Source organism: Hydrogenophaga sp., assembly GCF_011390835.1.
Lineage (GTDB): Bacteria > Pseudomonadota > Gammaproteobacteria > Burkholderiales > Burkholderiaceae_C > Hydrogenophaga.
Window position 1 is genome coordinate 107,345 of the sequence record NZ_JAABRQ010000003.1, and the last position, 23,231, is coordinate 130,575.

Annotated in this window: 24 protein-coding genes; 8 read left to right on the forward strand and 16 right to left on the reverse strand. The window is 65.4% G+C overall.

The features are described from left to right. Positions 1-181: 181 nt before the first annotated feature. Both GPT34_RS03485 and GPT34_RS03490 read right to left on the reverse strand, forming a co-directional pair. Complete coding sequence (locus GPT34_RS03485; RefSeq protein ID WP_291009905.1) at positions 182-682, reverse strand: TlpA disulfide reductase family protein; 501 nt, start codon at positions 680-682, stop codon at positions 182-184. A 17-nt stretch (positions 683-699) separates the two neighbouring features. After that, entirely contained in the window at positions 700-1,323 is a 624-nt protein-coding gene (locus tag GPT34_RS03490; protein WP_291009721.1) for a hypothetical protein, read from the reverse strand. Between the two features lie 130 nt (positions 1,324-1,453). Between GPT34_RS03490 and mpl the strand changes: the two genes are divergently transcribed. Next, the gene (gene mpl / locus GPT34_RS03495; RefSeq protein WP_291009723.1) at positions 1,454-2,992 is read left to right on the forward strand and encodes a UDP-N-acetylmuramate:L-alanyl-gamma-D-glutamyl-meso-diaminopimelate ligase; all 1,539 of its coding nucleotides are present in this window, start codon (positions 1,454-1,456) and stop codon (positions 2,990-2,992) included. Between the two features lie 25 nt (positions 2,993-3,017). On the opposite strand, the gene GPT34_RS03500 is transcribed toward mpl, so the two are convergent. The 6 genes from GPT34_RS03500 to GPT34_RS03525 all read right to left on the reverse strand — a co-directional run bounded on the left by GPT34_RS03500 (position 3,018) and on the right by GPT34_RS03525 (position 10,115). Beyond that, a complete protein-coding gene (locus GPT34_RS03500; protein ID WP_291009725.1) occupies positions 3,018-3,338 on the reverse strand; it encodes a hypothetical protein in 321 nt (106 codons plus the stop codon). A gap of 74 nt (positions 3,339-3,412) precedes the next feature. Continuing rightward, complete coding sequence (locus GPT34_RS03505; protein ID WP_291009726.1) at positions 3,413-4,504, reverse strand: hypothetical protein; 1,092 nt, start codon at positions 4,502-4,504, stop codon at positions 3,413-3,415. A gap of 168 nt (positions 4,505-4,672) precedes the next feature. Continuing rightward, positions 4,673-5,806 carry a 3-deoxy-7-phosphoheptulonate synthase gene (locus GPT34_RS03510; RefSeq protein ID WP_291009728.1) on the reverse strand — a complete coding sequence of 378 codons (1,134 nt, stop codon included), beginning with the start codon at positions 5,804-5,806 and terminating at the stop codon, positions 4,673-4,675. A gap of 272 nt (positions 5,807-6,078) precedes the next feature. Then, positions 6,079-7,542, reverse strand: a complete 1,464-nt coding sequence (gene tldD, locus GPT34_RS03515; protein ID WP_291009730.1) for a metalloprotease TldD — start codon at positions 7,540-7,542, stop codon at positions 6,079-6,081. A gap of 81 nt (positions 7,543-7,623) precedes the next feature. Further along, positions 7,624-8,757, reverse strand: a complete 1,134-nt coding sequence (locus GPT34_RS03520) for an MBL fold metallo-hydrolase (RefSeq protein ID WP_291009732.1) — start codon at positions 8,755-8,757, stop codon at positions 7,624-7,626. Further along, positions 8,754-10,115, reverse strand: a complete 1,362-nt coding sequence (locus GPT34_RS03525; protein WP_291009734.1) for a dicarboxylate/amino acid:cation symporter — start codon at positions 10,113-10,115, stop codon at positions 8,754-8,756. The genes GPT34_RS03520 and GPT34_RS03525 overlap by 4 nt, the downstream gene beginning before the upstream one ends. A 176-nt stretch (positions 10,116-10,291) precedes the next feature. Here GPT34_RS03525 and GPT34_RS03530 point away from each other — a divergent pair, with 176 nt between their 5' ends. Together GPT34_RS03530 and GPT34_RS03535 are read left to right on the forward strand one after the other, a co-directional pair. Further along, positions 10,292-11,467: an alkane 1-monooxygenase gene (locus tag GPT34_RS03530; protein ID WP_291009737.1), complete on the forward strand. Its 1,176-nt coding sequence runs from the start codon at positions 10,292-10,294 to the stop codon at positions 11,465-11,467. 169 nt (positions 11,468-11,636) lie between these two features. Continuing rightward, positions 11,637-12,539, forward strand: a complete 903-nt coding sequence (locus GPT34_RS03535) for a Tim44-like domain-containing protein (protein WP_291009739.1) — start codon at positions 11,637-11,639, stop codon at positions 12,537-12,539. 168 nt (positions 12,540-12,707) lie between these two features. Here GPT34_RS03535 and GPT34_RS03540 read toward each other — a convergent pair whose 3' ends face one another. Then, entirely contained in the window at positions 12,708-12,962 is a 255-nt protein-coding gene (locus GPT34_RS03540; protein ID WP_291009741.1) for a DUF3047 domain-containing protein, read from the reverse strand. 637 nt (positions 12,963-13,599) lie between these two features. On the opposite strand from GPT34_RS03540, the gene GPT34_RS03545 reads away from it, so the two are divergent. Genes GPT34_RS03545 through GPT34_RS03555 form a run of 3 tightly spaced genes read left to right on the forward strand, consistent with a single transcriptional unit; the run spans position 13,600 to position 15,312 of the window. After that, positions 13,600-14,016, forward strand: a complete 417-nt coding sequence (locus GPT34_RS03545) for a BLUF domain-containing protein (RefSeq protein WP_291009743.1) — start codon at positions 13,600-13,602, stop codon at positions 14,014-14,016. 32 nt (positions 14,017-14,048) lie between these two features. Then, on the forward strand, positions 14,049-14,657 hold the full coding sequence (locus tag GPT34_RS03550; RefSeq protein WP_291009745.1) for a hypothetical protein: 609 nt from the start codon (positions 14,049-14,051) through the stop codon (positions 14,655-14,657). A 7-nt stretch (positions 14,658-14,664) separates the two neighbouring features. Beyond that, positions 14,665-15,312, forward strand: a complete 648-nt coding sequence (locus GPT34_RS03555) for a glutathione S-transferase N-terminal domain-containing protein (protein ID WP_291009747.1) — start codon at positions 14,665-14,667, stop codon at positions 15,310-15,312. Here GPT34_RS03555 and GPT34_RS03560 read toward each other — a convergent pair whose 3' ends face one another. Beyond that, positions 15,313-15,501 (reverse strand): hypothetical protein, encoded by a 189-nt coding sequence (locus GPT34_RS03560; protein ID WP_291009749.1) that lies wholly within the window; start codon positions 15,499-15,501, stop codon positions 15,313-15,315. A 120-nt stretch (positions 15,502-15,621) separates the two neighbouring features. Here GPT34_RS03560 and GPT34_RS03565 point away from each other — a divergent pair, with 120 nt between their 5' ends. Then, positions 15,622-16,152 carry a CIA30 family protein gene (locus tag GPT34_RS03565; protein ID WP_291009751.1) on the forward strand — a complete coding sequence of 177 codons (531 nt, stop codon included), beginning with the start codon at positions 15,622-15,624 and terminating at the stop codon, positions 16,150-16,152. A gap of 53 nt (positions 16,153-16,205) precedes the next feature. Continuing rightward, positions 16,206-16,490: an AraC family ligand binding domain-containing protein gene (locus tag GPT34_RS03570; RefSeq protein WP_291009753.1), complete on the forward strand. Its 285-nt coding sequence runs from the start codon at positions 16,206-16,208 to the stop codon at positions 16,488-16,490. Between the two features lie 14 nt (positions 16,491-16,504). On the opposite strand, the gene GPT34_RS03575 is transcribed toward GPT34_RS03570, so the two are convergent. From GPT34_RS03575 to GPT34_RS03600, 6 genes are all read right to left on the reverse strand, one after another. After that, entirely contained in the window at positions 16,505-18,184 is a 1,680-nt protein-coding gene (locus GPT34_RS03575) for a S8 family serine peptidase (protein ID WP_291009755.1), read from the reverse strand. 65 nt (positions 18,185-18,249) lie between these two features. Continuing rightward, positions 18,250-18,612 (reverse strand): hypothetical protein, encoded by a 363-nt coding sequence (locus GPT34_RS03580; RefSeq protein WP_291009757.1) that lies wholly within the window; start codon positions 18,610-18,612, stop codon positions 18,250-18,252. Positions 18,613-18,742: 130 nt separating this feature from the next. Further along, on the reverse strand, positions 18,743-19,963 hold the full coding sequence (locus tag GPT34_RS03585; protein ID WP_291009759.1) for a tetratricopeptide repeat protein: 1,221 nt from the start codon (positions 19,961-19,963) through the stop codon (positions 18,743-18,745). 23 nt (positions 19,964-19,986) lie between these two features. Next, on the reverse strand, positions 19,987-20,751 hold the full coding sequence (locus GPT34_RS03590) for an enoyl-CoA hydratase (protein ID WP_291009761.1): 765 nt from the start codon (positions 20,749-20,751) through the stop codon (positions 19,987-19,989). A gap of 224 nt (positions 20,752-20,975) precedes the next feature. After that, complete coding sequence (locus GPT34_RS03595) at positions 20,976-21,800, reverse strand: thioesterase family protein (RefSeq protein ID WP_291009763.1); 825 nt, start codon at positions 21,798-21,800, stop codon at positions 20,976-20,978. 165 nt (positions 21,801-21,965) lie between these two features. After that, on the reverse strand, positions 21,966-23,171 hold the full coding sequence (locus GPT34_RS03600) for an acetyl-CoA C-acyltransferase (RefSeq protein WP_291009765.1): 1,206 nt from the start codon (positions 23,169-23,171) through the stop codon (positions 21,966-21,968). Between the last annotated feature and the right edge of the window lie 60 nt (positions 23,172-23,231).

Sequence of the window (23,231 nt, forward strand, 5' to 3'; positions counted from 1 at the left end):
GTGTACCCCATGCGGGATCGATCAGCTGAAGCTGGCGATGCACCCGAAACCCGAAGCAGCCTGCTTCGACAAGGGAGGGCGGCAGCTTCAATGCGTGCACTTTACCCTTTTTTGAGTGCATTTGGCAGCACGAACCCAGCTTGTCGCCGGAACCTCTCGCACAACGCGTTTGTATTGCAGGTCAGGCCAGCTGCGCCCAGGTATCCAGATCGGCCTGAGACACCTTCCCGAGCTTGCGGTGCAGCACCGCACCATCACGCCCCATCACCACGGTGAACGGCAAAGCTCCTGACGCATTGCCCAACGTGCGGCTGAGTTCAGTTCCGGCCAGGCCTGCCATGCCGACCGGGAACACCAGGGGCAGCTTTTCCAAAAAGCGGCGCACCGCGCTGGGCTGGTCCACCGCCAAGCCCAGCACCTGCCAGCCGCGCGCCGAGTGCTGGGTGTGAAAAGCATTGAGCATGGGCAACTCTTCCACGCAGGGCGGACACCAGGTGGCCCAGAAGTTGACCAGCAGGGGTCGACCGCGCCAAGCTTGGAGATCCACCAATTCACCATTTGGACCTTCGAACTGACTGGCCCAGAAAGCGGCCGTCGCGCCGTCCTGCACCGCGTGCGGCTGGAACCGCCACCAGGCCACGCCCGCGCCTGTGGCACCAGCCGCCAGCGCCACGCCCGCCATCGCCCATTGGCGGCGGTTCACTGACCCGCCTCCGGGGCATCAACGGCTACGCTCATCAGCGCGCGCAAGGCTTGCGCATGGCCACGCGGTTTGCGCCCTTGGGCGTCGGCCTTGAGCGCGCCGCGCAGATCGTCAAGGTCGTGCACCAGAAGGTGAAGCATCACCCATTGATCCAGCGCTTCAGCACGGCAACGCAGCGTCAGCGCCGGCACCGGCTCGCCCCGCCAACCGGGCACCTCACCAGCCCGGTAGTCCACCCGCTGGTCGATCAGGGCCCATTCGGCCGACTTGGGATCTTCACAGAACAGGTACAGGTGGATGTCGCTGTGTCGCGTAGCCGTGCCATGCCAGACCGCGCCGCCCAGGTGCGGGTTGAAGGCGGCCAGTCGGCCCATCCAGACCAGCGCCAGCTCTCGCAGGGCGAGCAGCTCGGCCGGCTGGGTGTCGGCGCAAAAAATGGCGATGTGCTCACGCACCGCGGCATCCACAGCGGCGTTATCGGGCAGGGCAGTGCGCGCAGGCAGGCCGAGTTGCCGGATGGCCTGGCGCTTGGCCGCGGCAAACGCCAAGCCATCGTCCACCACCAGCCGGGCGGCCACTTGGACCAGCTCGGTGCTGGCATCGCTTCGGGTTAGATCCATCTCACTATTGTGAACGCTGCCGGTTCTCCCCACCGCTCAGGGTGGCATGGCCCATGGAGCGAAAGCTGAGCGCTGCCGCTCGGCAAGACACCCCGCAGGTCCGGCCCTCGCAGCCTCCTAGAATCACGTCATGCACATACACATCCTGGGAATCTGCGGCACCTTCATGGGCGGACTGGCGGCGCTGGCCCGCGAGGCCGGGCACCGTGTGACAGGTTGCGACGCGGGCGTCTATCCGCCCATGAGCGACCAGCTGCGCGCCCTGGGCATCGACCTGATCGAGGGCTTCGACGCCGACCAGATGGCGCTGGCGCCCGACATGTACGTGGTGGGCAACGTGGTCAGCCGCGTGCGCCGGCCCGATGGCACACCCAAGTTCCCGCTCATGGAAGCGATCCTGAACGCCGGCGCGTCCTACACCAGCGGACCTCAATGGCTGGCTGAGCATGTGCTGCAAGGTCGCCATGTGCTGGCTGTCGCTGGCACCCACGGCAAAACCACCACCACCGCCATGCTGGCCTGGATCCTGGAGAGCGCCGGACTTCAGCCCGGTTTCCTGATTGGCGGCGTGCCGATGAACTTTGGTGTGTCAGCGCGCCTGGGGAACAGCGACACACAAAGCACAGAAGCGCCACTCCCTGACGGGACAGCGACCCGCGCAACCGATCGAGCATGGGAGCCGACTGGTCGCCCCAAGGCAGGCCCAGCCCCTTCGGGGGGCAGCGAGCCGCACAGCGGCGGAGCGTGGGGGCCTTGTTTCGTCATTGAAGCCGACGAATACGACACCGCGTTCTTCGACAAACGCAGCAAGTTTGTGCACTACCGACCGCGCACCGCCATCCTGAACAACCTGGAATTCGACCACGCCGACATCTTCGACAACATCGCCGCCATCGAACGCCAGTTCCACCATCTGGTGCGCACCGTGCCCGCTTCGGGCCGTGTGGTGGTCAACGGGCTGGAAGAGGCTTTGGAGCGCGTGTTGCATCAGGGCCTGTGGAGTGAGCTGCGCAGTTTTGGGGCGGCAGTGAGTGATTTCACCGCGCAGGGCGAGCCCCATGCTTTTGATGTGCTGCGGCGCGGCGAGGTGGTGGCGCGAGTCGAGTGGTCGCTCACCGGCGTGCACAACCAGCTCAACGCGCTGGCCGCGATCGCCGCCGCCGACCACGTGGGCGTAGCGCCCGACATCGCAGCGAAGGCGTTGGCTCAATTCGAGAATGTGCGCCGCCGTATGGAGCTGAGCGGCAGTGTGCAGCGACAGGGTTTGCCCATCATGGTGTACGACGACTTTGCGCACCACCCCACGGCGATCCGAACCACGCTCGACGGCCTGCGGCGTCGGCTGGACCAGGCCGGCGCACCACGCGGCCGCATCCTGGCGGTGTTCGAGCCCCGCAGCAACACCATGAAACTGGGCACGATGCGGTCACAGCTAGCCTGGAGTCTGGATGCCGCCGACCTGGCGTTCTGCCACACCGGCGGGCTGGACTGGGACGCAGCGCATGCGCTGCTGCCCATGGGCGAGCGCGCCCGGGTGGCGCATGGCATCGACGAGCTGGTGGAACTGGTCAGCGCCGCCGCAAAGGGGGGCGACCACATCGTGTGCATGAGCAATGGCGGCTTTGGCGGCGTGCACGCCAAGCTGCTGGCCGCTTTGAGCGAGGCTTGAAAGGGCTGCTCGCAGGTCACACGGTTCAGTAACCGACCGACATCCTCGCCAGGTCGACCGACACCACCGGCTTGGCCAGCGCCGCGCTGGCCGCCCGCGCATACGTCACAGCCCAATCGCGGTGCTTTGCATCGAGGAAATGGCCCGGGCCGGCGGCCAGCGCCACCGCCAGCACCTTGTCGGCGGTGAGCACTTTGCCCGTCAGCCGGGTCGGCTCGCACTCCATGGCGGTGAACTGCTCGTCCAGCCACGCGCGCGCCTGCTCATGGGGCATGGGCTGGACTTCTTCCAGATCAAAACGGTAAGTGGCTGTGTCGCTCCAGCTCACGGTGACTTGGCTGCGCATGCAATCGGCTCCTTCTGGCTATACGGGTGAGGGTAACAGGACCACCCGATTGTGCTGTTTCACCTCATCGGCCTTCAGTCTTCGCCGCGCTCGGGCAGCGGCATCGGCACCGTGGGATCAGGAGCCGGGGGACTGACCGGCCTTAGCGGTGAATGCTGGCTGTCGCGCAGGATGCTGGACGGTGCACCAAACTCCGACACGGCTCCGTTGGGGGCGCCCGATGCATGGGGGTCGTTGTGGAGCACCGACTGATCCAGGTGCAGAGCGACCAGCGCCCGACGCGCCTTGGGCTCGGCGCGCCGCGCGCTGTCAGCATCGGTGGTGACCCCGCCGGCAAAATACAGCGATGCTAGGTGGTGGGCCAGCACATCGGGTACCAGACCCGTGCGCTCCAGCAGCTCGCCCAACTTGCCCGGGCGAATCATGAGCTCGCGCATGATGAGCAGGTGCACATCGTCAAACCATCGCGGCGGCATCGGGGGAATGCGGCGAAGGTAAATCGTCTGCTCGCGGTAGCGCGCCGGCAGCACATCACGCAGCGTGCGCACCGCGTACGTCCACATGATCTGGTGCACCGGCAGCCGGATGAAGGATGAGGGAATGTCATTGGCCAGCGCCGGGCGCCGGATCCATTCGGCCATGGCCAGGTCGACCGGACGGGCCGGGATGTGGATGCCGGCTTTCCAACGATCCAGGTCGATCACCGCGATCAGCTTGTTGTCGTGGGTGATGTGCACGATACCGCCCTTGTACTTGGCCACCCGCTCCACCAACTGGGCGCCGAGCGCGAACTGGGTGCGCAAGGGACGCAGCCAGGCTTCGAAGCGCTGCAGCCGCTGGCGCACGCTTTTCTCGCTGTCCGCCTCGAAAAACTCGGCGGACGCAAAGCCTTCAGGCAAAGGGCTGGCGAAGGCGAGCGGTCGATCAACCTCCGCGCGGTTGAGCGTCAGGCGCGCGTCCGACGCCAGCGGATGGCGAACCACCAGCGCATCGCGGCCAAGTACATCGACCGAGCCGCCGAAAATCATCCAGGCGTCGGCCCGGTGCGGATCGCTTTCGCACCACTGCGGCCAGCCGGGCTGCGCGTGCGCAGCCCAGGACAGCACCCGCTGCGCTGCGCCATCGGGAAAGCCCAGCAGCCCAAGCCGCAATACTGGTTGTTCCACCCTCGCGTCCTCTCCATCAAGGCGTTCAAGCCGACACCGCAATCCCCGAGTGGCCTGCGATCAGCAGCGCCAGAATATCAAGCGCTCTGGGCTTCACCAAGACAAAGCCAACTCATAGTGTCATACGGAAGGGGGCAGCGTGACAAAGTCGTCGGGTACCCTGTGGGATCAGCGGGTGCGGCTGCGTGTGGTTTTCACGGCCTGCGACAGGATTGCGAGCGCCTGTTCGGAATCGCTCCACCCCAGGCAGGCGTCGGTGATGCTCTGTCCGTAGGCGAGTTTCTTCACGCTGTCCTTGCCGGGCGTGAACTTCTGCGCACCGGCTTCGATGTGGCTTTCGATCATCAGACCGAACACGCTGCGCGAGCCACCTTCGATCTGCGCCGCGATGTCGCGCGCCACGTCGAGCTGCTTTTCGTGCTGCTTGCTGCTGTTCGCGTGGCTGCAATCCACCATCAGGCGCGGCATGAGCTTGGCGGCCTCAAGGTCCTTCACCGCTGCGGCGACGTGGGTGGCGTCGTAGTTGGGTGCCTTGCCGCCGCGCAGGATCACGTGGCAATCGGGGTTGCCTTGCGTCTGCACCACCGCCACCTGGCCGTTTTTGTGTACCGAAAGGAAGTGATGGCCGCGTGCTGCGGCCTGAATGGCGTCGGTCGCGATCTTGATGTTGCCATCGGTGCCGTTCTTGAAGCCGATCGGTGCCGACAGACCTGAGGCCAGCTCACGGTGCACCTGGCTTTCTGTGGTGCGCGCGCCAATCGCGCCCCAGGCGATCAAGTCACCGATGTACTGAGGCGAGATCACATCCAAGAATTCACTGCCCGCCGGCAGGCCCATGCGGTTGATCTCGATCAGCAGCTGGCGCGCAATGCGCAGGCCCTCGTCGATGCGGTAGCTCTCGTCCAGGTACGGGTCGTTGATGAGCCCCTTCCAGCCCACCGTAGTGCGCGGCTTTTCGAAATAGACGCGCATCACGATCTCCAGCGTATCGGAGTATTGCTCGCGCAGCGGCTGCAGGCGGCGCGCGTAGTCCAGAGCGGCGGCCGGGTCGTGGATCGAGCAGGGACCAATCACCACCAGCAGGCGGTCGTCTTTGCCGTGCAGGATGCGGTGGATGCGCTGGCGGGTGCGGGTGATCAGGTCCTCCACCGGCGTACCCCCGATCGGGAAAAAGCGGATCAGGTGCTCGGGAGGAGGCAGCACGGTGATGTCTTTGATGCGTTCGTCGTCGGTCTGGCTGGTCTTGTCGACAGGACGGGCATGCCAGGCATCCTGGCTGTGGGTGGTGGACTTGGCATTCATCGCGATGACTCCTGAAAACGTTCTAAGAAAATGACGGAAACCAACAGACCAAAAAAAACCGCCGGGTGTTGTCGCCCGGCGGTTTGATCGAGATTCGGTGAAGTGCTTACAGCCTCGCCTCTCGTCCGCCTGGGACTGAGAACCAAAAATAAAAGGAAAAGGCGCGAGGCAAGCTCATGGGCAGTGAATGTAGCACAGCGGGGGTGACGGGCCGCTGACAGCGGCGAGTCACGCCGAAGCTCAGGCCTTCGGTGGAGAACTCGAGGGGCCCCTCAAGCGGTACCGCCGACCGTCAGCCCGTCGATGCGCAAGGTGGGCTGGCCCACGCCCACCGGCACGCTCTGGCCTTCTTTGCCGCAAGTGCCCACGCCGCTGTCGAGCTTCATGTCGTTTCCGATCATGCTCACGCGAGTGAGTGCATCGGGACCATTGCCCACCAAGGTGGCACCCTTGACCGGATACTGGATCTGCCCGTTTTCCACCCAATAGGCCTGGCTGGCGGAAAACACGAACTTGCCGCTGGTGATATCGACCTGGCCACCGCCGAAATTGGTGGCGTACAGACCCTTCTTGATGCTGGCGACGATTTCGTCCGGGCTCTTGTCGCCTCCCAACATGTAGGTGTTGGTCATGCGCGGCATGGGCACATGAGCGTAGCTCTCGCGCCGACCGTTGCCGGTGGGCTTGACGCCCATGAGACGCGCATTCATCGAGTCCTGGATGTAGCCACGCAGGATGCCGTCTTCGATCAACACATTTTTCTGCGACGGATGGCCTTCGTCATCCACGTTGAGTGAACCGCGGCGGTCGGCAATGGTGCCGTCGTCCAGCACAGTCACGCCCTTGGCCGCCACCCGCTTGCCGATTTTTCCGGCGAACGCGCTTGAGCCTTTGCGGTTGAAGTCGCCTTCCAGGCCATGACCCACGGCTTCGTGCAACAGAATGCCTGGCCAGCCCGAGCCCAGCACCACCACCATTTCGCCTGCCGGTGCGGGGCGCGCATCGAGGTTGGTCAGCGCGTTGCTGACTGCCTCGTCCACATATGACTGGACCAAGACTTCGTCGAAGTAATCCAAGCCAAACCGGCCACCTCCACCGGAAGAGCCCATTTCGCGACGGCCCTTCTGTTCTGCGATCACGGTGACCGAGAGGCGGATTAGCGGGCGCACATCGGCTGCCAGGGTGCCATCGGCCCGCGCCACCAGCACCACGTCGTATTCGCTCGCCAGTCCGGCCATGACCTGCACCACACGCGGGTCCTTGGCCTTGGCCAGTTTCTCCACCTTCTCCAGCAAGGCCACTTTAGCCGTGCTGTCCAGTGTGGCGATCGGGTCCACGCCTGGGTAAAGCGAACGCGTTTTGGCGACCTTCACCGCCGGCGCGCGCTTGACGCGACGATTCTGGCCCTGACCGGAAATGGTACGCACCGTGTGCGCGGCATCGAGCAGCGAGGCCCAGGACAGGTCATCCGAGTAAGCAAACGCCGTTTTTTCACCGCTAACCGCGCGCACGCCCACGCCCTGGTCGATGCTGAAGCTGCCGGTCTTGACGATGCCCTCTTCCAGGCTCCAGCCCTCGCTGCGGGTGTACTGGAAATACAGGTCGGCGTCGTCCACGCCGTGCGACATGATTTCGCCCAGCGCCCGCTGCAGGTGCGCAGGGCTCAGGCCATAGGGATCCAGCAGGAGGTGTTGGGCACTGCTGAGGCGGGCGATGGTGGGTTCACGAGCAATCATGCGATCCATTGTAGGGAGGTGCTGCCAGCCTTGAAGCCTGCATGGACACGGCGGGCAAGCGCCGGGCGTCTCGCGCCGCCTTCAATCAAGCGGCCACGGCAGTTCGCGCTTCGGGTCGCCATCGGGCGCAGGGGTCTGCACCGAATGCATTGCCGGCACCGCCTGCTCCCCACCAGGCTGCCGCCACCAGGTCTGTACCGGTCGGGTGTTCGCGGGCTCGACCGCTTCACCCAGCCGCGGCATCAGCAGCTGCTCAGGAACCAGGGCGTGGGCCAGCAAGGTGTCGGCCGGCTCGTCCCAAGCGTGCATGGCGAGGCTGAAGGTACCCCAATGCACCGGCATGAACGCGCCGCTACCGAGCAGGGCGTGGGCCTTGAGGGCGTTGAGCGGGCCCAGGTGGATATCGCCCCAGGCGGGATGAAAGGCACCGACTTCGAGCATCACCAGATCAAACGGGCCGAGGCGGTCGCGGATGGCGGTGTATTCGGTGGTAAGCCCGGTGTCGCCACTGAAGAACACGGCATGGCGTTCGCTGCGCACGACCATGGACGACCAGAGCGTGGCGTTACGATCTTTGAGGCCGCGGCCGGAAAAATGTTGCGATGGCGCGGCCGTGATGGTCAGACCGGTGCCTAGCACCCGGTGGGTTTCCCACCAGTCAAGCTCGATGATGCGCTGGGGCGCCACGCCCCAGGCCTGCAGGTGCGCACCCACCCCCAGCGAGGTGACGAAGGGCACCGCGCTGTGGCGGGCGAGCGCTCGGATCGTCGGGTAGTCAAGGTGGTCATAGTGGTCGTGCGAGATCACGACTACGTCCACTTCGGGCATCTGGCGCAGTCGAAGCGGCACCGGCTGGAAGCGTTTGGGGCCCAGCAACGCAAAAGGGGATGCACGCTTGCCCCAGACCGGGTCGGTGAGCACCCGGTGGCCGTCCATTTCAAGCAGCACCGTGGAATGGCCCAGCCAGGTCGCGCGCAGGCCGCTGGCTGGTGTACGGCTCCAGGCTTGTCGCGGGTCCAGCGATGGCAGCGGCGCATCCGGCACACGCCGCTCGCCCCCCAGCAGGAATTCCTTCGGCGACGGCATGGGCACTGAAGGATCGCGCAGGCCCGGCAACACCGGATGTTGGTTGCGAAAACCCGTGCCATGCCACAGCGGCGAGGCACGCATGCGCTCCAGCCGCTCGCCCGTGGCACGCTGGCCAAAGCTGTTCATGGCGTGTGGGCGTCCAGTTGCTGAGCGGGGCTGGGGGCCAGCGCACTGTCTGACGTGCGCTGGTCAATCACGCTCGCGGCGACCAGATCACCGGCCACGTTGAGCGTGGTACGGCTCATGTCGAGGATGCGGTCCACGCCGATGATGAGGGCAATCCCTTCGGCCGGAATGCCCACCGTGCCCAGCATCATCGCCAGGATGACGATGCCGATGCCGGGCGTGCCCGGTGAGCCGATGGACGCACCCACCGCCAGCACTACCACCAGCAGCAGCCCGGACAGCCCCACATCGACCTGATAAACCTGCGCCAGGAACAGCGTGGCCATCACCTGGTACAGCGCGGTCCCCGCCATGTTGATGGTGGTACCCAACGGAATCACAAAACGCGACACGCCAGGCCTCACACCGAGCGACTCCTCGGCGGTGCGGATGGTCAGCGGCATGACGGCGGCCGAGCTGGAGGTGGAGAAGGCCAGCAGCAAGACATCGCGGCTACCGCGCAGAAAACTCAGCGGCGAGCGTCGGCGGCCCACGGCGTAAATGGCCATCAGGAACGCGAATGCCACCAGCAGCGCACCGATCACCGTGATCACGTAGACACCCATGCCCAGCAGCGCGTCCAGACCCATGCGCGCGGTGAGCTGGGTCAGCAGACCAAACACCGCAGCCGGCACCAAGTACATCGCCCAGCGAACCACCACCATGCTCACCTCTTGCACCGCGCCCAGCAGATCCACCAGCGGCTTGGCCAGCTTGCTGTCCATGGTGACCAGGGCGACGCCGACGAAGATCGCAAACACCACCACCTGCAGCATGTTCTGCTCCACGCTGGCCTGCAGTGGGTTGGTGGGCACGATGCGCACGAGCTGGTTGGGCAGGGTCGACAGCGATGGGGCCGCGGACGGGGCGTTGGCCGACGCGACCGCAGATGGCAATTCGGCGACTTGCAAGAAGCTGCCCGGCTGCACGGTGAGCGCGATCACCAGGCCGATCAGGGCCGCCACCACGGTGGTGAAAAGAAAAAACAGACCGGTGCTCAAGCCCATAGTGCGCAGCTGCTGCGCGTCGCGCGAGCTGGTCATGCCCAGGATGATGGAGGCAACCACCAGCGGAATCACGATCATCTGCACCAGGGCGAGAAACAGGTAGCCCGGCATGGCCAGCCAGTTGCTGACAAGCTCCGCGGTGGCAGGCGCCAGCCAGCCGCCTGTGGGGCCGATGGCCATGCCGGTGGCGATGCCCGCCGCCATGGCCACCAGCACCTGCAGCCACAGGCGGGCGCGCACCAGACCGCTCAGGCGCAGAGCCAATCGGGCGATCGAGGGTTCGGTGGTGATGGGGATGGGCAGGGAAAACACGGCGCCTCCAGGATTCGACATTGCGCTATAGCCCAGCATAGCAAGTGCAGAAAACATGCCGGTCCGGGGTCTGGTCTGGTCTGGTCTGGTCTGGTCTGGTCTGGTCTGGTCTGGTCTGGTCTGGTCTGGTCTGGTCTGGTCTGGTCAAAACAGCGTCGCCTGTTCACAATGACGTGATGAACGCGTCTGAAACAGTGTCCCCATCACCTCAGCGCTTTCGCGACCGCAAGCGCTGGGGCTGGCTGCTGTCGGTGGTGGGGCCAGGCATCGCCGCCACCGGCACCCTGGCCCACACCCTGGGCGCCACCAGCCTCTGGTGGTTCGCGCTGCCGCTGGCGCTGTTTTATGGCGTCATCCCGCTGGCCGACTGGTGGCTGGGGGAGGACCTGACCAACCCGCCTGAAGGCGAGGTACCCGCCCTGGAAGCCGATGGCTACTACCGGTGGATTCTCTATGCCACGGTGCCGGTGCTGTGGAGCACCGTGCTGTTCAACCTGGTGTTTCTCGCCACCCACGCTTTGCCGCTCGCCGCGTGGCTGGTCACCGTGGTGGTCACGGGCTCGGTGCTGGGCTTCGGCCTGAACCTGAGCCATGAACTCGGCCACAAGCAGGACTGGCTGGGTCGCAAGCTGGCTTTGTTCAACAGCGCGCTGGGGGGTTACGGCCACTTTTCCATCGAGCACAACCGCGGCCACCACCGCCATGTGTCCACGCCAGAAGACCCGGCCTCGGCCCGCCTGGGCGAGAGCATCTACCGCTTTGTGCTGCGCGAGATGCCCGGCGCCTTTGTGCGCGCCTGGTCCCTGGAGGCCACGCGGCTGCGCCTACGAGGCCGCAGCGCCTGGCACCCCGACAACGAAATTCTGCAGGCAGGCTTGCTCACGCTGGTGCTCTACGGCGGCTTGATCGCTTTCTACGGCTGGCCCATGGCGGCCGCGCTGCCGCTGGTGGCGTTCTGGGGCGCGTTCCAGCTGACCTCGGCCAACTACATCGAACACTATGGCCTGCAGCGCCGACGCAAGGCAGATGGCCGCTACGAGCGCTGCGCCCCCCACCATTCCTGGAACAGCAACCACCTCGTGTCCAACCTGGTGGTGTTCCAGCTGCAGCGGCATTCGGACCACCATGCCCACCCGAGGCGCGGCTACCAGTCGCTGCGCGACTTCCCTGACCTGCCGCGCCTGCCCTCGGGCTACTTCGGCATGTTTCTGGTGGCTTACCTTCCGCCGCTGTGGTTCCGCGTGATGGATCCGCGCGTGGTCCAGGCCGTCAAAGCCGACCCCGAACGCATCAACTTTAAGCCCGGACTGCGCGACGCTCTGATGCAGCGTTTGGGCCTGGTCAGCGCCTGACGCCAGGTCGTCGGCGCCCGGATTCACGGCGCTGATCGACATCCGGGAATGCCTCACCAAGCCTTCAGTTCTGTTTTTACAGATGGATTATCTGGATATATCTGCTTTTTCAGGAACGTAGCCTCCACTACCCTTCAGGCCAACTCAACTTTCCCTGACGGAGACTCTGATGAAAAAGTGGCTATCCCTGCTGGCCGTGGTCATGACCTTGGGTCTGGGCACGGTTCACCTTGAAGCCGAGGCCAAACGCATCGGCGGCGGCAAGTCCTTTGGCATGCAACGCCAGGCCACGCCACCCGCCAGGGCCCCGGCACAGCCTGCTGCTGCCGCACCTGCCGCTGGTGCCGCAGGCGCCGCCGCGACCACCGGTCGCAGCTGGATGGGCCCGGTGGCCGGTCTGGCCGCTGGCCTGGGTATTGCAGCCCTGGCGTCGCACCTGGGATTTGGCGAAGAGCTGGCCAACATGCTGATGATCGGTCTCCTGGTGGTAGCAGCGATCGCGGTCTTCGGCTTCATCATGCGCAAGCGCGCCGCCCAGCAAGGCGGCAATGGCGGCCTGGCTTACGCCGGGGCAGGCGCCAACCGCAACAATCCTCAGAACGCTTTCCGTACCCCGGTGAGCGCAACCGGTACTGGTAGCTCGGGTGGTTCGATGATCGGCAGCGCCATCGGTGCGTCAGCGGCTGAGTCAAGCAGTCTGCCTGCAGACTTCGACGTCGCGGGTTTCGAACGCAACGCCAAGGTCAACTTCATCCGCCTGCAGGCCGCCAACGATGCGGGCAACTTAGACGACATCCGCTCCTTCACCACCCCGGAGATGTTTGCCGAGCTCAGCATGGACCTCTCCGATCGAGGCGCTGCCGAGCAGCACACCGACGTGGTGCGCATCGACGCTACCGTAATCGATGTGGAAGAAGGCGCCGACCGCTACGTAGTGAGCGTGCGCTTCACTGGTGAAACCCGTGAAAACGGCGCCGCGCTGACGGAAAACTTCGATGAAATCTGGCACCTCACCAAGCCGCGCCAGGGCGCAGGCGGCTGGCTGCTGGCTGGCATCCAGCAAACCACCTGACGAAAAACCCTTTCCCGACCGTCCTCCTCTTGGCCCCGGTACGCAAGTGCCGGGGCCTTTTTTGTGCCAGCAAGTCACAGCTCAGCGTGCCGCTGCAGATGGAGCGTCGGTAACGCGCGATCAGACCAGACCATGCGCTCACGGTTGAGCCCGTGGTCTTGGGGTCGGTCAACACCCGAAGCAGGTCAACCGCCCTGGCGTCTCGCCAAATACGGACTGAAAATCGGAAGCGATGTCGCCCTGGCAGTCCAGCCAGCGATTCGGGCCCTGGGCGCACGACTCCGCCACCAGCTTGCGAATGCGCTGGATGGAGGGGCTGGAGATCACGAAGCGCACGGGCAGGCGAGCATCCCAGACGCACTTCAGCGTGGCGTCGGGCAAGCGGTCGCGCGCAAGGACAACGCTGAGATCAAAGAGAGGCACTCACGGTTCTAGCAGCGCCCGAACACCACCAGAAATGCAACGCGGCCCATCGAACGGCATGGGGTTGGTGGGCGGGTCCGTGCGGGGGTCGTTCATCATCTTGTTCTGCCGGCATCGCCCACCGCCGGCGAGGGCCAGACGATCCAGAGGAACACCACGGTTTCATCGTCCTGGCATGTTGTCGCCAGCGGAATGGGTGAGCCGGCCCGACGGCACATCGTCGCTTCAGCACGCCACCACGCGGGTGGCACCCGCTTTCTTGAGCACCTGCACCGCCACCCGGGATACTTCACAAAAGTGTCCTTGTAGCGAGCAGGCACTGCCGCCGCAAAACCATCCACGGAGCCCATGCTGCTCTACGGTTGGTTTGCTGCCGGCCAGTGTGCTGGCCGTTCCTTTCAGCAGATTCATGAATCTGCGCTGAAAAAGACAGGACCCACCCCCGGGAAGACCCTGATCAAAACCAACCGATGTCGAGTCGCGCGGCTGTGGTCAAGCACCTGGCGCGTGGCCCGCTCAGGGACGGTGGTAGCTTGCGGTAAGGCCATGCCGATGCAGCACAGCGCTCCAGGGTCAAGTGGATTCACAGCGTCTGCTTGTATTACAGTGATTCCAGTCACTCAGTTGAAGGTCCTGGATGCCACTGCACGAAATTGTCTACATGAGCCTGGCCTGCGACGCGATGTCGTCCGAAGATCTCGGCGCGTTGCTCGACAAGTCGCGGGCTCGCAACCAGGCCGCTGGCATCACCGGCATGATGATTTACCACGAACGCGAGTTCATGCAGCTGCTCGAAGGGGAGCAGTCGGTGATCGAAGCGCTGTACGAGCGCATCGAAGCGGATCCCCGCCACCAGCAGGTGTATCGGCTTTGGGAAGGGTCGATCGCCACGCGCAATTTTGATGACTGGACCATGGCCTTTGTGGCGCTGGACGATGAAGCCTTGAAGCAGCACACTGGCTTTGCCTCGCTCAAAGACGAGGGCCTGGTCGCGCTGAGTCGGGATAACCGCGGCAAAAAAATTCTGCTTGGCCTGCGCGAAGAACTGACCTGAGATCGCCGCTCGCCCGCGGGCGACAATGGGGTATGGACCTCGTTTTTTTGCCCGCGCTGCTGTTGGCTGCGCTTTTTCTCGCCAATCGCCAACAGCAACACCAGCGAATCATCTGGCTCGCCAAGCTGCTGCAACCCTTTGAGATCGAAAAGCTCATGGAGCAGGTGAGCACAGGCTACCTGCGTGCGCTGGGCGAAAGCGACGCTGAACGCAGCGAACCGATCTGGAACAACTTGCGCCTCACCGAGCAGCGGCTGAGCACCCAGCTGGAACGCCTGGCCGCGCAGGTCGCCCGCGAAGACGCCAGCCAGGCCCGCATCAGTCGCTGGCCAGTCGCCGCGGCGCTGGCGGCGCGCTGGCTGCCCGTGAACACCCTCGATCTGCGCTCGTTGATGGCGCTGCACGCCCAAGGAGTGGCCGAAGCCTTGTCCAACCCCGAGGCGCTCAGCCGGCGCGACCAGGCCTACCGGCTGTCCGCCGAGCTGTTTCTGTTCCAGCACAGCTGCCACTGGTATTGTCGCTCCCAGACGGTGGCGTCGGCGCGGTTGCTGGCGCGCCACCAGACTGCGTATGCACAGGTGCTGCAAGCTGTGTCCGAGCGCACGCGCCAGGGGTACCGCGCCCTGGTGGCCGCGGGCTGAGTTGTCCATGCCGGCCTTGCCGATCCTCTACTCGTTCCGTCGCTGCCCCTACGCCATTCGGGCGCGGCTGGCCTTGCTGCAGGCGGGCGTGGCAGTGGAGCTGCGCGAAGTGGATCTGCGACGCAAGCCAGACGAGCTGCTGGCCTGCTCCCGCGCAGCGACGGTGCCGGTGCTGGATATCGGTGGCGGGCAGGTGCTGACGCAAAGCCTGGACATCGTTCGCTGGGCGCTTGCTCAGCATGACCAGGACGGCTGGCTGGTCCGCGGTGATGCCGCGCGCGATCCATCGCTGGTCAGCATCACCGATGGCGAGTTCAAACACTGGCTCGACCGAACCAAGTACGCGGAACGTTTCCCCGAACAGCGCGCCGAGGTGTACCGCGCAGCGGCCGAGCGCTGCCTGATCGAACCGCTTGAAGCCGCGCTGGGCGCGACCGGCCACCTGGGTGGGAGTGGTCCCAACTGGGCTGATGCGGCCATCTTTCCGTTTGTGCGCCAGTTTGCTGCGATCGATGCAAATGCCTGGGCGGCTACCCCCTGGCTGGCCACGCGGCGCTGGCTAGACGGCTGGCTGGGCAGCCCCCTGTTCGCCACCTGCATGGTCAAGTTGCCGGTGTGGCAGGCGGGTGCGCCGGGGCCGCGCTGGCCCGCTTGATCAGTGAGCGATGTCTTCGTCGCCGGCTGACGCCGAGCCCGATTGGGTTGCTGTGCCATCAGCGCCGACCTGGGTGTCGAGCGACTCGGGAAAACACATGCGCGCGCCATCCCAGCGCTGGCCGCACCAGCACTGGCCGTCTTCGTTGATGATGCAGGTACCGGTGCCGCAGCAGCGAGAGTCTTCCATGTTCAACCTTTTGAGAGTGGACGCTATGCACAAGCCTAGCGCAGCCCCAGAGCCCCGGGTGGGCTTGCGGACAAATGGCGTTCGCCTGTGCCCATCGGCTGCTTGCGGCAGCATGTCGCCATGAACACCGACGCCCTGCCGCGCGATTTGTGGCGCGCCGCCACCGCACAACCATCTGATGGAGGCTGGATGGGCCTGCACGATCAGGTGATGGGCGGGCGCTCCACAGGCACGGCGCAGCTGCTCACCACCGACGCCGACCGCGTGGCGCACCTGCAGCTGAGTGGCCAGGTCAGTCTTGCTCACGGGGGAGGGTTTGCCTCCTTCCGATGTCGGCTGACCGCGCCGCAGCCACTGGGCGGGGCCCGGTCGGTGGTCCTGGTGCTGCGTGGTGATGGCGGGTCTTACAAGTGCTGTCTGCACCGGCAATCCGAGGCAGACGGCGTGCAATGGCAGGCCGAGGTGGAGGCCCCACCCGACTGGACCACCGTGAGCTTGCCACTGAGCCATTTTGTCGCGCGCCGCCGCGGACGCGAGATACACGAACGGCCATGGCAACCGGACGACGTCATTCACCAGATCGGCATCATGGCGGTACGATCCGAGCCTGGCCCGTTTGACCTGCACCTAGCCAGCATCGAGCTGGCCTGAGGCGTCGCGCGCGCGCGATGGCGCACCCGCTGCGCCAGGCGCAGAATGTCGGCATGGAAATCCCCAGCTTCGATGATTTCCAGACACAGGCCTTGCGTCAAGGCTTTGACGCTGTGTTGACGCGAGAGTGGGCGCCCCATGCGCTGGTAGACCCACACACCCACCCGTTTGCCGTCCAGGCCCTGATGGTGCGCGGCGAGCTGTGGCTGACCGTGAACGGCGTCACCCAACACCTGCGCGCCGGCGACCGCTTCAGCCTGGAGCCCGAAGTGCTCCACGCCGAACGCTATGGCAGCGAAGGTGCCACCTTCTGGGTGGCACGGCGCATCGCAAGCTGAACTGCGCGCGAGACTCAGCGGACCTGGCGACGGCGCCAGACCATCAGGCCCGCGGCGGCCAGCGCCAGCAGCAACAGGCCGAGGTCAACCTGACTGTTCGGGGCAGCCGTGCAGCCGCCTCCACTAGAAGGCGCGTAGCCCAAGGCTACGGCCATGGCGGCATCGGCGTCCAAAAGTCCACTGCCGCAAAAACCTGATGGCAAGCCTTGTGGATTGGTCGCGCAGTACCCCCCGGCCGGAAAGGCCCGGGCGCTGCTGACGACAAAAGATTCCAGGGTGGACATCGGCAGGTCAGGGCGTGCTGCTGCGAGCAACGCCAACACACCAGCCACTTGCGGCGCCGCCATGCTGGTACCCGACAGCAACAGATCGGCATCGCTGGTCGCCACAGTCAATCCGGCATTGCCGGTGGAAACGATGTCACGAGGAGTGCCGGGTTGCTCCAGCAATATGGTGTTCAGACCGCCTCCAGCCGCGCTGATCCGAACGCCCAAACCCACATTGGCGTAGTCGGCGTTGTCTCCTTCGCGGGTGTGCGCCGTCACAGCAAAGACACCGAGGCAATTGGCGGGGACCGAGATCAAGGTGTTGCCATCGTTGCCTGCCGACGCCACGATGCTGACATCGCGCGACCGAACCTCGTCAATGACGCTCTGGATCGTGCTGGTGCATGTGCCAGGCAGACCCAGGCTCATGTTGAGAATGCGCGCTGGGAATGGGTTCAGCGACAGGTTGGGCACCGCCAGTCCCGCCGCCCAACGAGCGCCTGTGAGGATGTCAGACACGTAGCCACCGCAGCGGCCGAGCACTCGCACAGGCAATATCTTGGCGCCAAATGCCACGCCCAGGCCGCTCTGGTTGTTGTTGCCCACAGCGCCAGCCAAGCCTGCCACATGACTCCCGTGCCAGGTGCTTTCAGGGGTCACCTGGTCACAAAACCCATCATCAACATCCGCCTGTGTCACCCAGTCTCCCGGATCCAGTGCAATCGAATCACGGGCATTGCCGTCGTTGGCCGTCCAATACGCATTCCCGCCGTAACTGGCTGGGTCATCAGCACTCACAAAATCGTAACCAGGCAATACGTTGGGCAACAGATCAGCATGCGTGACATAGCCACCATCCAGGATCGCAATCACCACACCACTGCCCGTGCTGCGGTCCCATGCGGTGTTGACGTTCAGACCCCCGGGAATGACGCTGGACGGCTGCAGATGCCATTGATCACGGCCCGTGAAATAAGGATCGTTGGGCACCAGGTGCGGCTTGGCGCGCTGGTCGATCATGACGTCGAGCACGGCGGGATCGGCTTGCAGACGCTGCATCATCGCCCTGGCCTCTGCAACCGAGACCGGCTGCTCCAGCGTGGCCACGTGCAGGCTGGGCGAGACCGACTTGAGGTAGTGCATCTTGCGCTCGCCGGCCAGACTCGCGCTGCGCGTCACCTGGACCGCAGCCTGGGCGTGTTCGGTGTCGCCGGCAGCAGCGGCCGCGGCGCCCATTTTGATGCCCGTGCGGTAGCGAATGAGCAATCGCTGCACGCTCGCGGGCTCGGCCACCGAGGTGACGGCCACCGCACCGCTGGGCACCTTGCCAGTCTTAGGAGCGGCGACGGCACCCAGGCATACGCCCAACAGCGCGGCCACCAGCAGAGACCGGAGGTGGGGCGATGAGTGCAGCGGTGTTGGGGTCATGGAGATTCCGAGGCTGTCTTCAAGAGAAGGAAACGGCAGGTGGAATCTAAGCATTTTCCAAACGCTCACTGCCGACGAATCAGCACGTCGGCCTCGACATCCCGCACCGCCGCCCAGGTGAGCCACCTGGCGCGCAACACCGCCATATCGACCGGTCCGCTCACCACATAAACATGCAGAGTGGGCGAGACGCTCGACACCAGGCGCACGCAGGCGCCAGCGAGCGTCTGCAGTTGCTCAATCACCGCGGGCGCATCGGCCACCGTGGCCTGGCGAAAACTCACCAGCACGCGCTGGCCGGCAGCCGTAGGTGACGCGGCACCGCAGCGCGGCGATGAGACCACTGGCTGCCCACAGGCGGCGAGCGACAGGGCAACCATCAACGCTCCGCCAGCCACCACCACCCGGCGACGCAGGCTGGCCAACACGGCACCTGCTCGTTCTGCCGTTGGCGGAGGAACACGAAGTAGCTTCATGAATGCTGACTGAACCATGTCTGCATGATGCCTGATCCCGAGCGAAGCGCATGGTTGCTCAGGCAAAGCCTGGGTAAAGCCGTCAGCTGGCGGCCTGTGCACCGTCGGAGCGCTGCAACAGCGCGTACCAGCCCATCACCGGCTGCCGCTGGTCTTCGCGAATCGCCGCTGCCCACAGGGCGCGCACGCTGAGCCCGCAAGACGTGGCCAGCCGCTCGATGGCGGCGCGGCCGTGGGCGTAGCGCAGGCTGGGCCTCAGCTGCAAGTCGTGCCCCGGATCGGCCTGCTCGACGCTGAAGGCCAGGATGCCGCCGGGCGCCAGGCGCTGAGCTGCGGCGGGCAACGCGTCATCCAGCGCGCCCACGTAAATGAACACATCCGCCGCCACGATCAGGTCGGCGAGCGACTCACTCGCTGTGAGGAACGGCAGCAAATCGGCGTGATGCACACGCCGGTAGTCGCCGCTGGCGGTCGCCTGCTCGACCATGACGCGCGACACATCCACACCGTCCACCGCGTCGCACACGGGCGCGAGCAGCTGGCCACACAGGCCGCTGCCACAACCCAGGTCCAGCGCCAGCGGCCAACGGCGGCCTTCGGCCAGGATCGGCGCGAGCAAGCGGCTGTGAGCCTGGTACTTGAGGTCTTGCAGCAGGTGCTGTTGGAAATCGGGCGCGTAGTCATCAAACAGCGACTCGACATAAGCGCGTGGCGGATGCGGCGGCACCGGCTCACCCGACCGCACCGAGGCCAGGTAGAAGCGGTGCAGCTCAGGATGGCCGCCATGCACCAGCGCCTGATCAAAAGCGGCTGCCGCCTCGGTCAACCGGCCGGCCTCGCGCATCAGGTTGCCGCGCAGGCTCCAGGCCTCGGCCAAGGAGGCGTCCGCCGCCAGCGCCTGGTCAACGGCGGCCAACGCAGCGCCCGGTCGTTCGAGGCGCATCTGGCAATCGGCCAGCGCGAGACACAGGGCGCCGTCTCTCAAGCCCAAGGCGTGGGCACGCTGCAGCGATTCGGTCGCAGCAGCCCACTGGCCCAGGGCCTGCTGCGCCAGCCCCATGGCGGCCCAGGCGTCGGCGTGGTCTGGGTCGACCTGCGCGGCGGCCTGCAACGTGGGCAAGGCCTCCTCCCAGCGCGCCAGCCGGCAAAGCGTGGCGCCGCGGTTGACCAGCAGCGAAGGGCGACCGGGCGAGTGCGCCAGCGCGGCATCGAAGTCAGCGAGAGCAGCTTCCAGGCGCCCGGCCTCGAAGTGCGCGTTTCCACTGACAAACAGGGTTCGGGCCTTGTCCAGCGGGTTGCTCACGTTGTCTCTCGGTTGCGCGGGGTTCAGACCTGGGAGAAGTCGGGCTTGCGCCGCTCCATGAAGGCGCCGAACGCTTCGCGGGCGGCGGGCTCGCGCAACATGCGACCAAAACTCTCGCCCTCTTCGGCCATCACCGCCATCACCTGCTGGGCCTGGCCTTTTTTCATAAGGCGCTTGGTCTCGATCAGGGAGCTCAGCGGCTTGACCGCGAGTTTGCGGGCCACGGCGTGCGCGTAGTTCGCAGCCTCACTCGGTGGCAAGACCCGGTTGACCAGCCCCACTTCCAGTGCCGCCTCGGCCATGAAGGGCTCGCCCAGCAGCAGGGCTTCTGCCGCACGGTGGTAGCCCAGCATCTGCGGCACCAGCAGGCTGGACGCTGCCTCGGGGCAGAGGCCCAGGTTGACGAAGGGCATGGAGAAGGCCGCGTTATCGCCGGCATAGACCAGATCGCAGTGCAACAACAGCGTGGTGCCGATGCCCACCGCCGGGCCGCACACCGCCGCGATCGCTGGTTTGGGGAAGCCGGCGATGCCGCGCAGAAAGCGGAACACCGGCGAATCCCCGGTGGCCGGCGGGTTGTTCAGGAAATCGCCGATGTCGTTGCCAGCGCTGAAGGTGGTTTCGTTGCCCTGGAACACCACGCAGCGCACGTTGGCATCGGCCTCGGCCACCGCCAGCGCATCGGCCAGCGTCGCGTACATGGAGGCGGTGATGGAGTTTTTCTTGTCGGGGCGGTTGAAGGTCAGCGTGGTCACGCCGGCTTCGTTGTGGACGAGGATGTCGCTCATGTCGTGATCCGGTTGGGTGAAAGGAGAGTGCTGGGGCTGGATGCCCCTGATCTTCAGCACGATTGTCCACATCTTTGACGGCGCACGCCCTTTCAAAGGAGACACGACACGACCCTCAAGCCCAGCGCGGATCTGTGTGCGCGCATCGAATCGGGGACAGCCTCGCTGCCTTTGCAGGCTGCGCTCGAGATGAACCGTTCGTCCCTTGAAGGAGGGGTTGCCCCTCAGGTCTTGTAGTAGACGACCTGGTGGCTGCTGGCGAGCAGGTGGCCGCCTTCACTCCAGAGCAAGGCGGCCTGGTCGAAGAAGCCGTTGCGAAACGCTTGCGCGCGCGCCTGACCCAGCACCCAGCCTTGGCCCAGTTCGGCCAGCGGTGCGGCGCCTGCGTGAAAGTACACCGTCATCGACACCGTGCCCACCGGCACTCGGGTGGCGCGGCGCAACCAGGCGCGAGGAAAAAAGACATCGGCCAATGCGGTGAGACTGCAAAAATCGAGCGCGCGTGGCACCGATTCACGCATCCACAGCCGGGTCTGGCTGTCGCTGCCGCCACCGTCCCAGTCGGCCGGAATACCGCCTTCGATGAAGCGCATCTGGTAGCGCCGCACCCATTCGACCTGCGGCAACTGGGTCGGATCCGGTACCGAGTCGGGCGCCGGCACGGCAGGCATGGGCTCGTCGTCCACGCTCCAGGTCTCACGCCTCGCCGCCGTCATGGCGGTGGCGGTCATCACCATCGCCGGTGCACCGCTGGCATCGGGCTGCGTGATCTCGACTACCCAGTGCTGCGTGGACCGGTTGGTGCGCACGGGCCGCGCGGTCACGTCAAACAGTCCATCGGCCAGCGCCGCACAAAAGTTCACCGTCAACGCCACCGGCTCACCCAGCAGCGCCGGATGTTGCAGTATGCCGTTGAGGGCGGTGGCCGCCGTCACACCGCCAAACGGTCCGACCATGTTGGCGTAGGCCGGCGAGGTGCTGCCGGTGTATTTGCCCTCAGCGGTTGGCGTGAGTGCGATGGCTTGGTCGAATGCGTGTTGCATGTTCATGGCCCTCAGTGTGCCGAAGGGCGTCGATCAAACACTGTCTGAACCGCGACAACCGATCAGGGCTGAAGTGCCCCACGCCAGGGCACCGCGGAACCGGCTTTGCCGGGCCGCCAGTGCCGCACCCTCTTTGGCGGGTGACGGCGAAGCTGGCGCGGGGGCGGGTGTTTACACACGCTCAAAGATCCCCGCGGCCCCCTGCCCCATGCCCACACACATCGTCACCATGCCGTAGCGCTTCTGCGTGCGCTGCAAAGCATGCACCACCGTGGCCGAGCGGATCGCACCAGTCGCGCCCAGCGGGTGACCCAGCGCGATCGCACCGCCCATGGGGTTGACTTTGGCCGGGTCCAGACCCAAGGTGTTCATGACGGCCAGTGACTGTGCGGCAAAGGCTTCGTTCAACTCGACCCAGTCCATGTCCTCCAGCTTCAGGCCGGCGTTTTTCAGCGCGGCAGGAATGGCTTCGATGGGGCCAATGCCCATGATGTGCGGCGGCACACCGCGGCTGGCGTAGCTGACGAAACGGGCCAGCGGCTTCAGGTTGTAGCGCTTCAGCGCAGCCTCGCTCACCAGGATCAGCGCGCCCGCACCATCGCTGGTCTGCGAGCTGTTGCCGGCGGTGACCGAGCCGCGTGCCGCGAACACGGTGCGCAATTTGGCCAGACCTTCCAATGTGGTGTCGGGCCGGGCGCCTTCGTCCAGGCTGACGGTGCGCGTGCTGGTGCTGACTTCCGCGGTCTCCAGGTTCACGCTGCGTTCGGTCACGTCCACCGGCGTCATCTCGGCGGCGAAGTCACCCGCCTTCATGGCCGCCACCGCGCGGGCGTGCGATTGCACGGCAAAGGCATCCTGCGCGTCGCGGCTCACCTTCCACTGCTGCGCCACCCTCTCGGCCGTCAGGCCCATGCCATAGGCGATGCCATAGCTCTCGACGTCATCGGTGTTGACGAAGATGGTGGGCGAGAGGCTGGGCGAGTTGCCCATCATCGGCACCATGCTCATGCTCTCGGTGCCGGCGGCGATTATCACATCGGCCTCGCCGACGCGGATGCGGTCGGCTGCCATCTGCACGGCAGACAGGCCCGAAGCGCAGAAGCGGTTCACCGTGATGCCGCCCACGGTATTGGGCAGGCCCGCCAGGATGGCGCCAATACGCGCCACGTTCAGGCCCTGCTGGGCCTCGGGGATGGCGCAGCCGCAGATCACGTCTTCAATGGCCTTGGAATCGAGGCCGGGCGCTTGCGCCAGCGCCGAACGCAGGGCCAAGGCGAGCAGCTCGTCGGGCCGCAGGTGTTTGAAGGAGCCTTTGTGCGAGCGGCCAATGGGCGTGCGCGTGGCGGCAACGATGTAGGCGTCTTGAATCTGTTTCATGGCAAATGCCTCGTGGTGTCAGCTGCGTTCGGTGAGTTGCAGCACGTGTCATATAGAAAA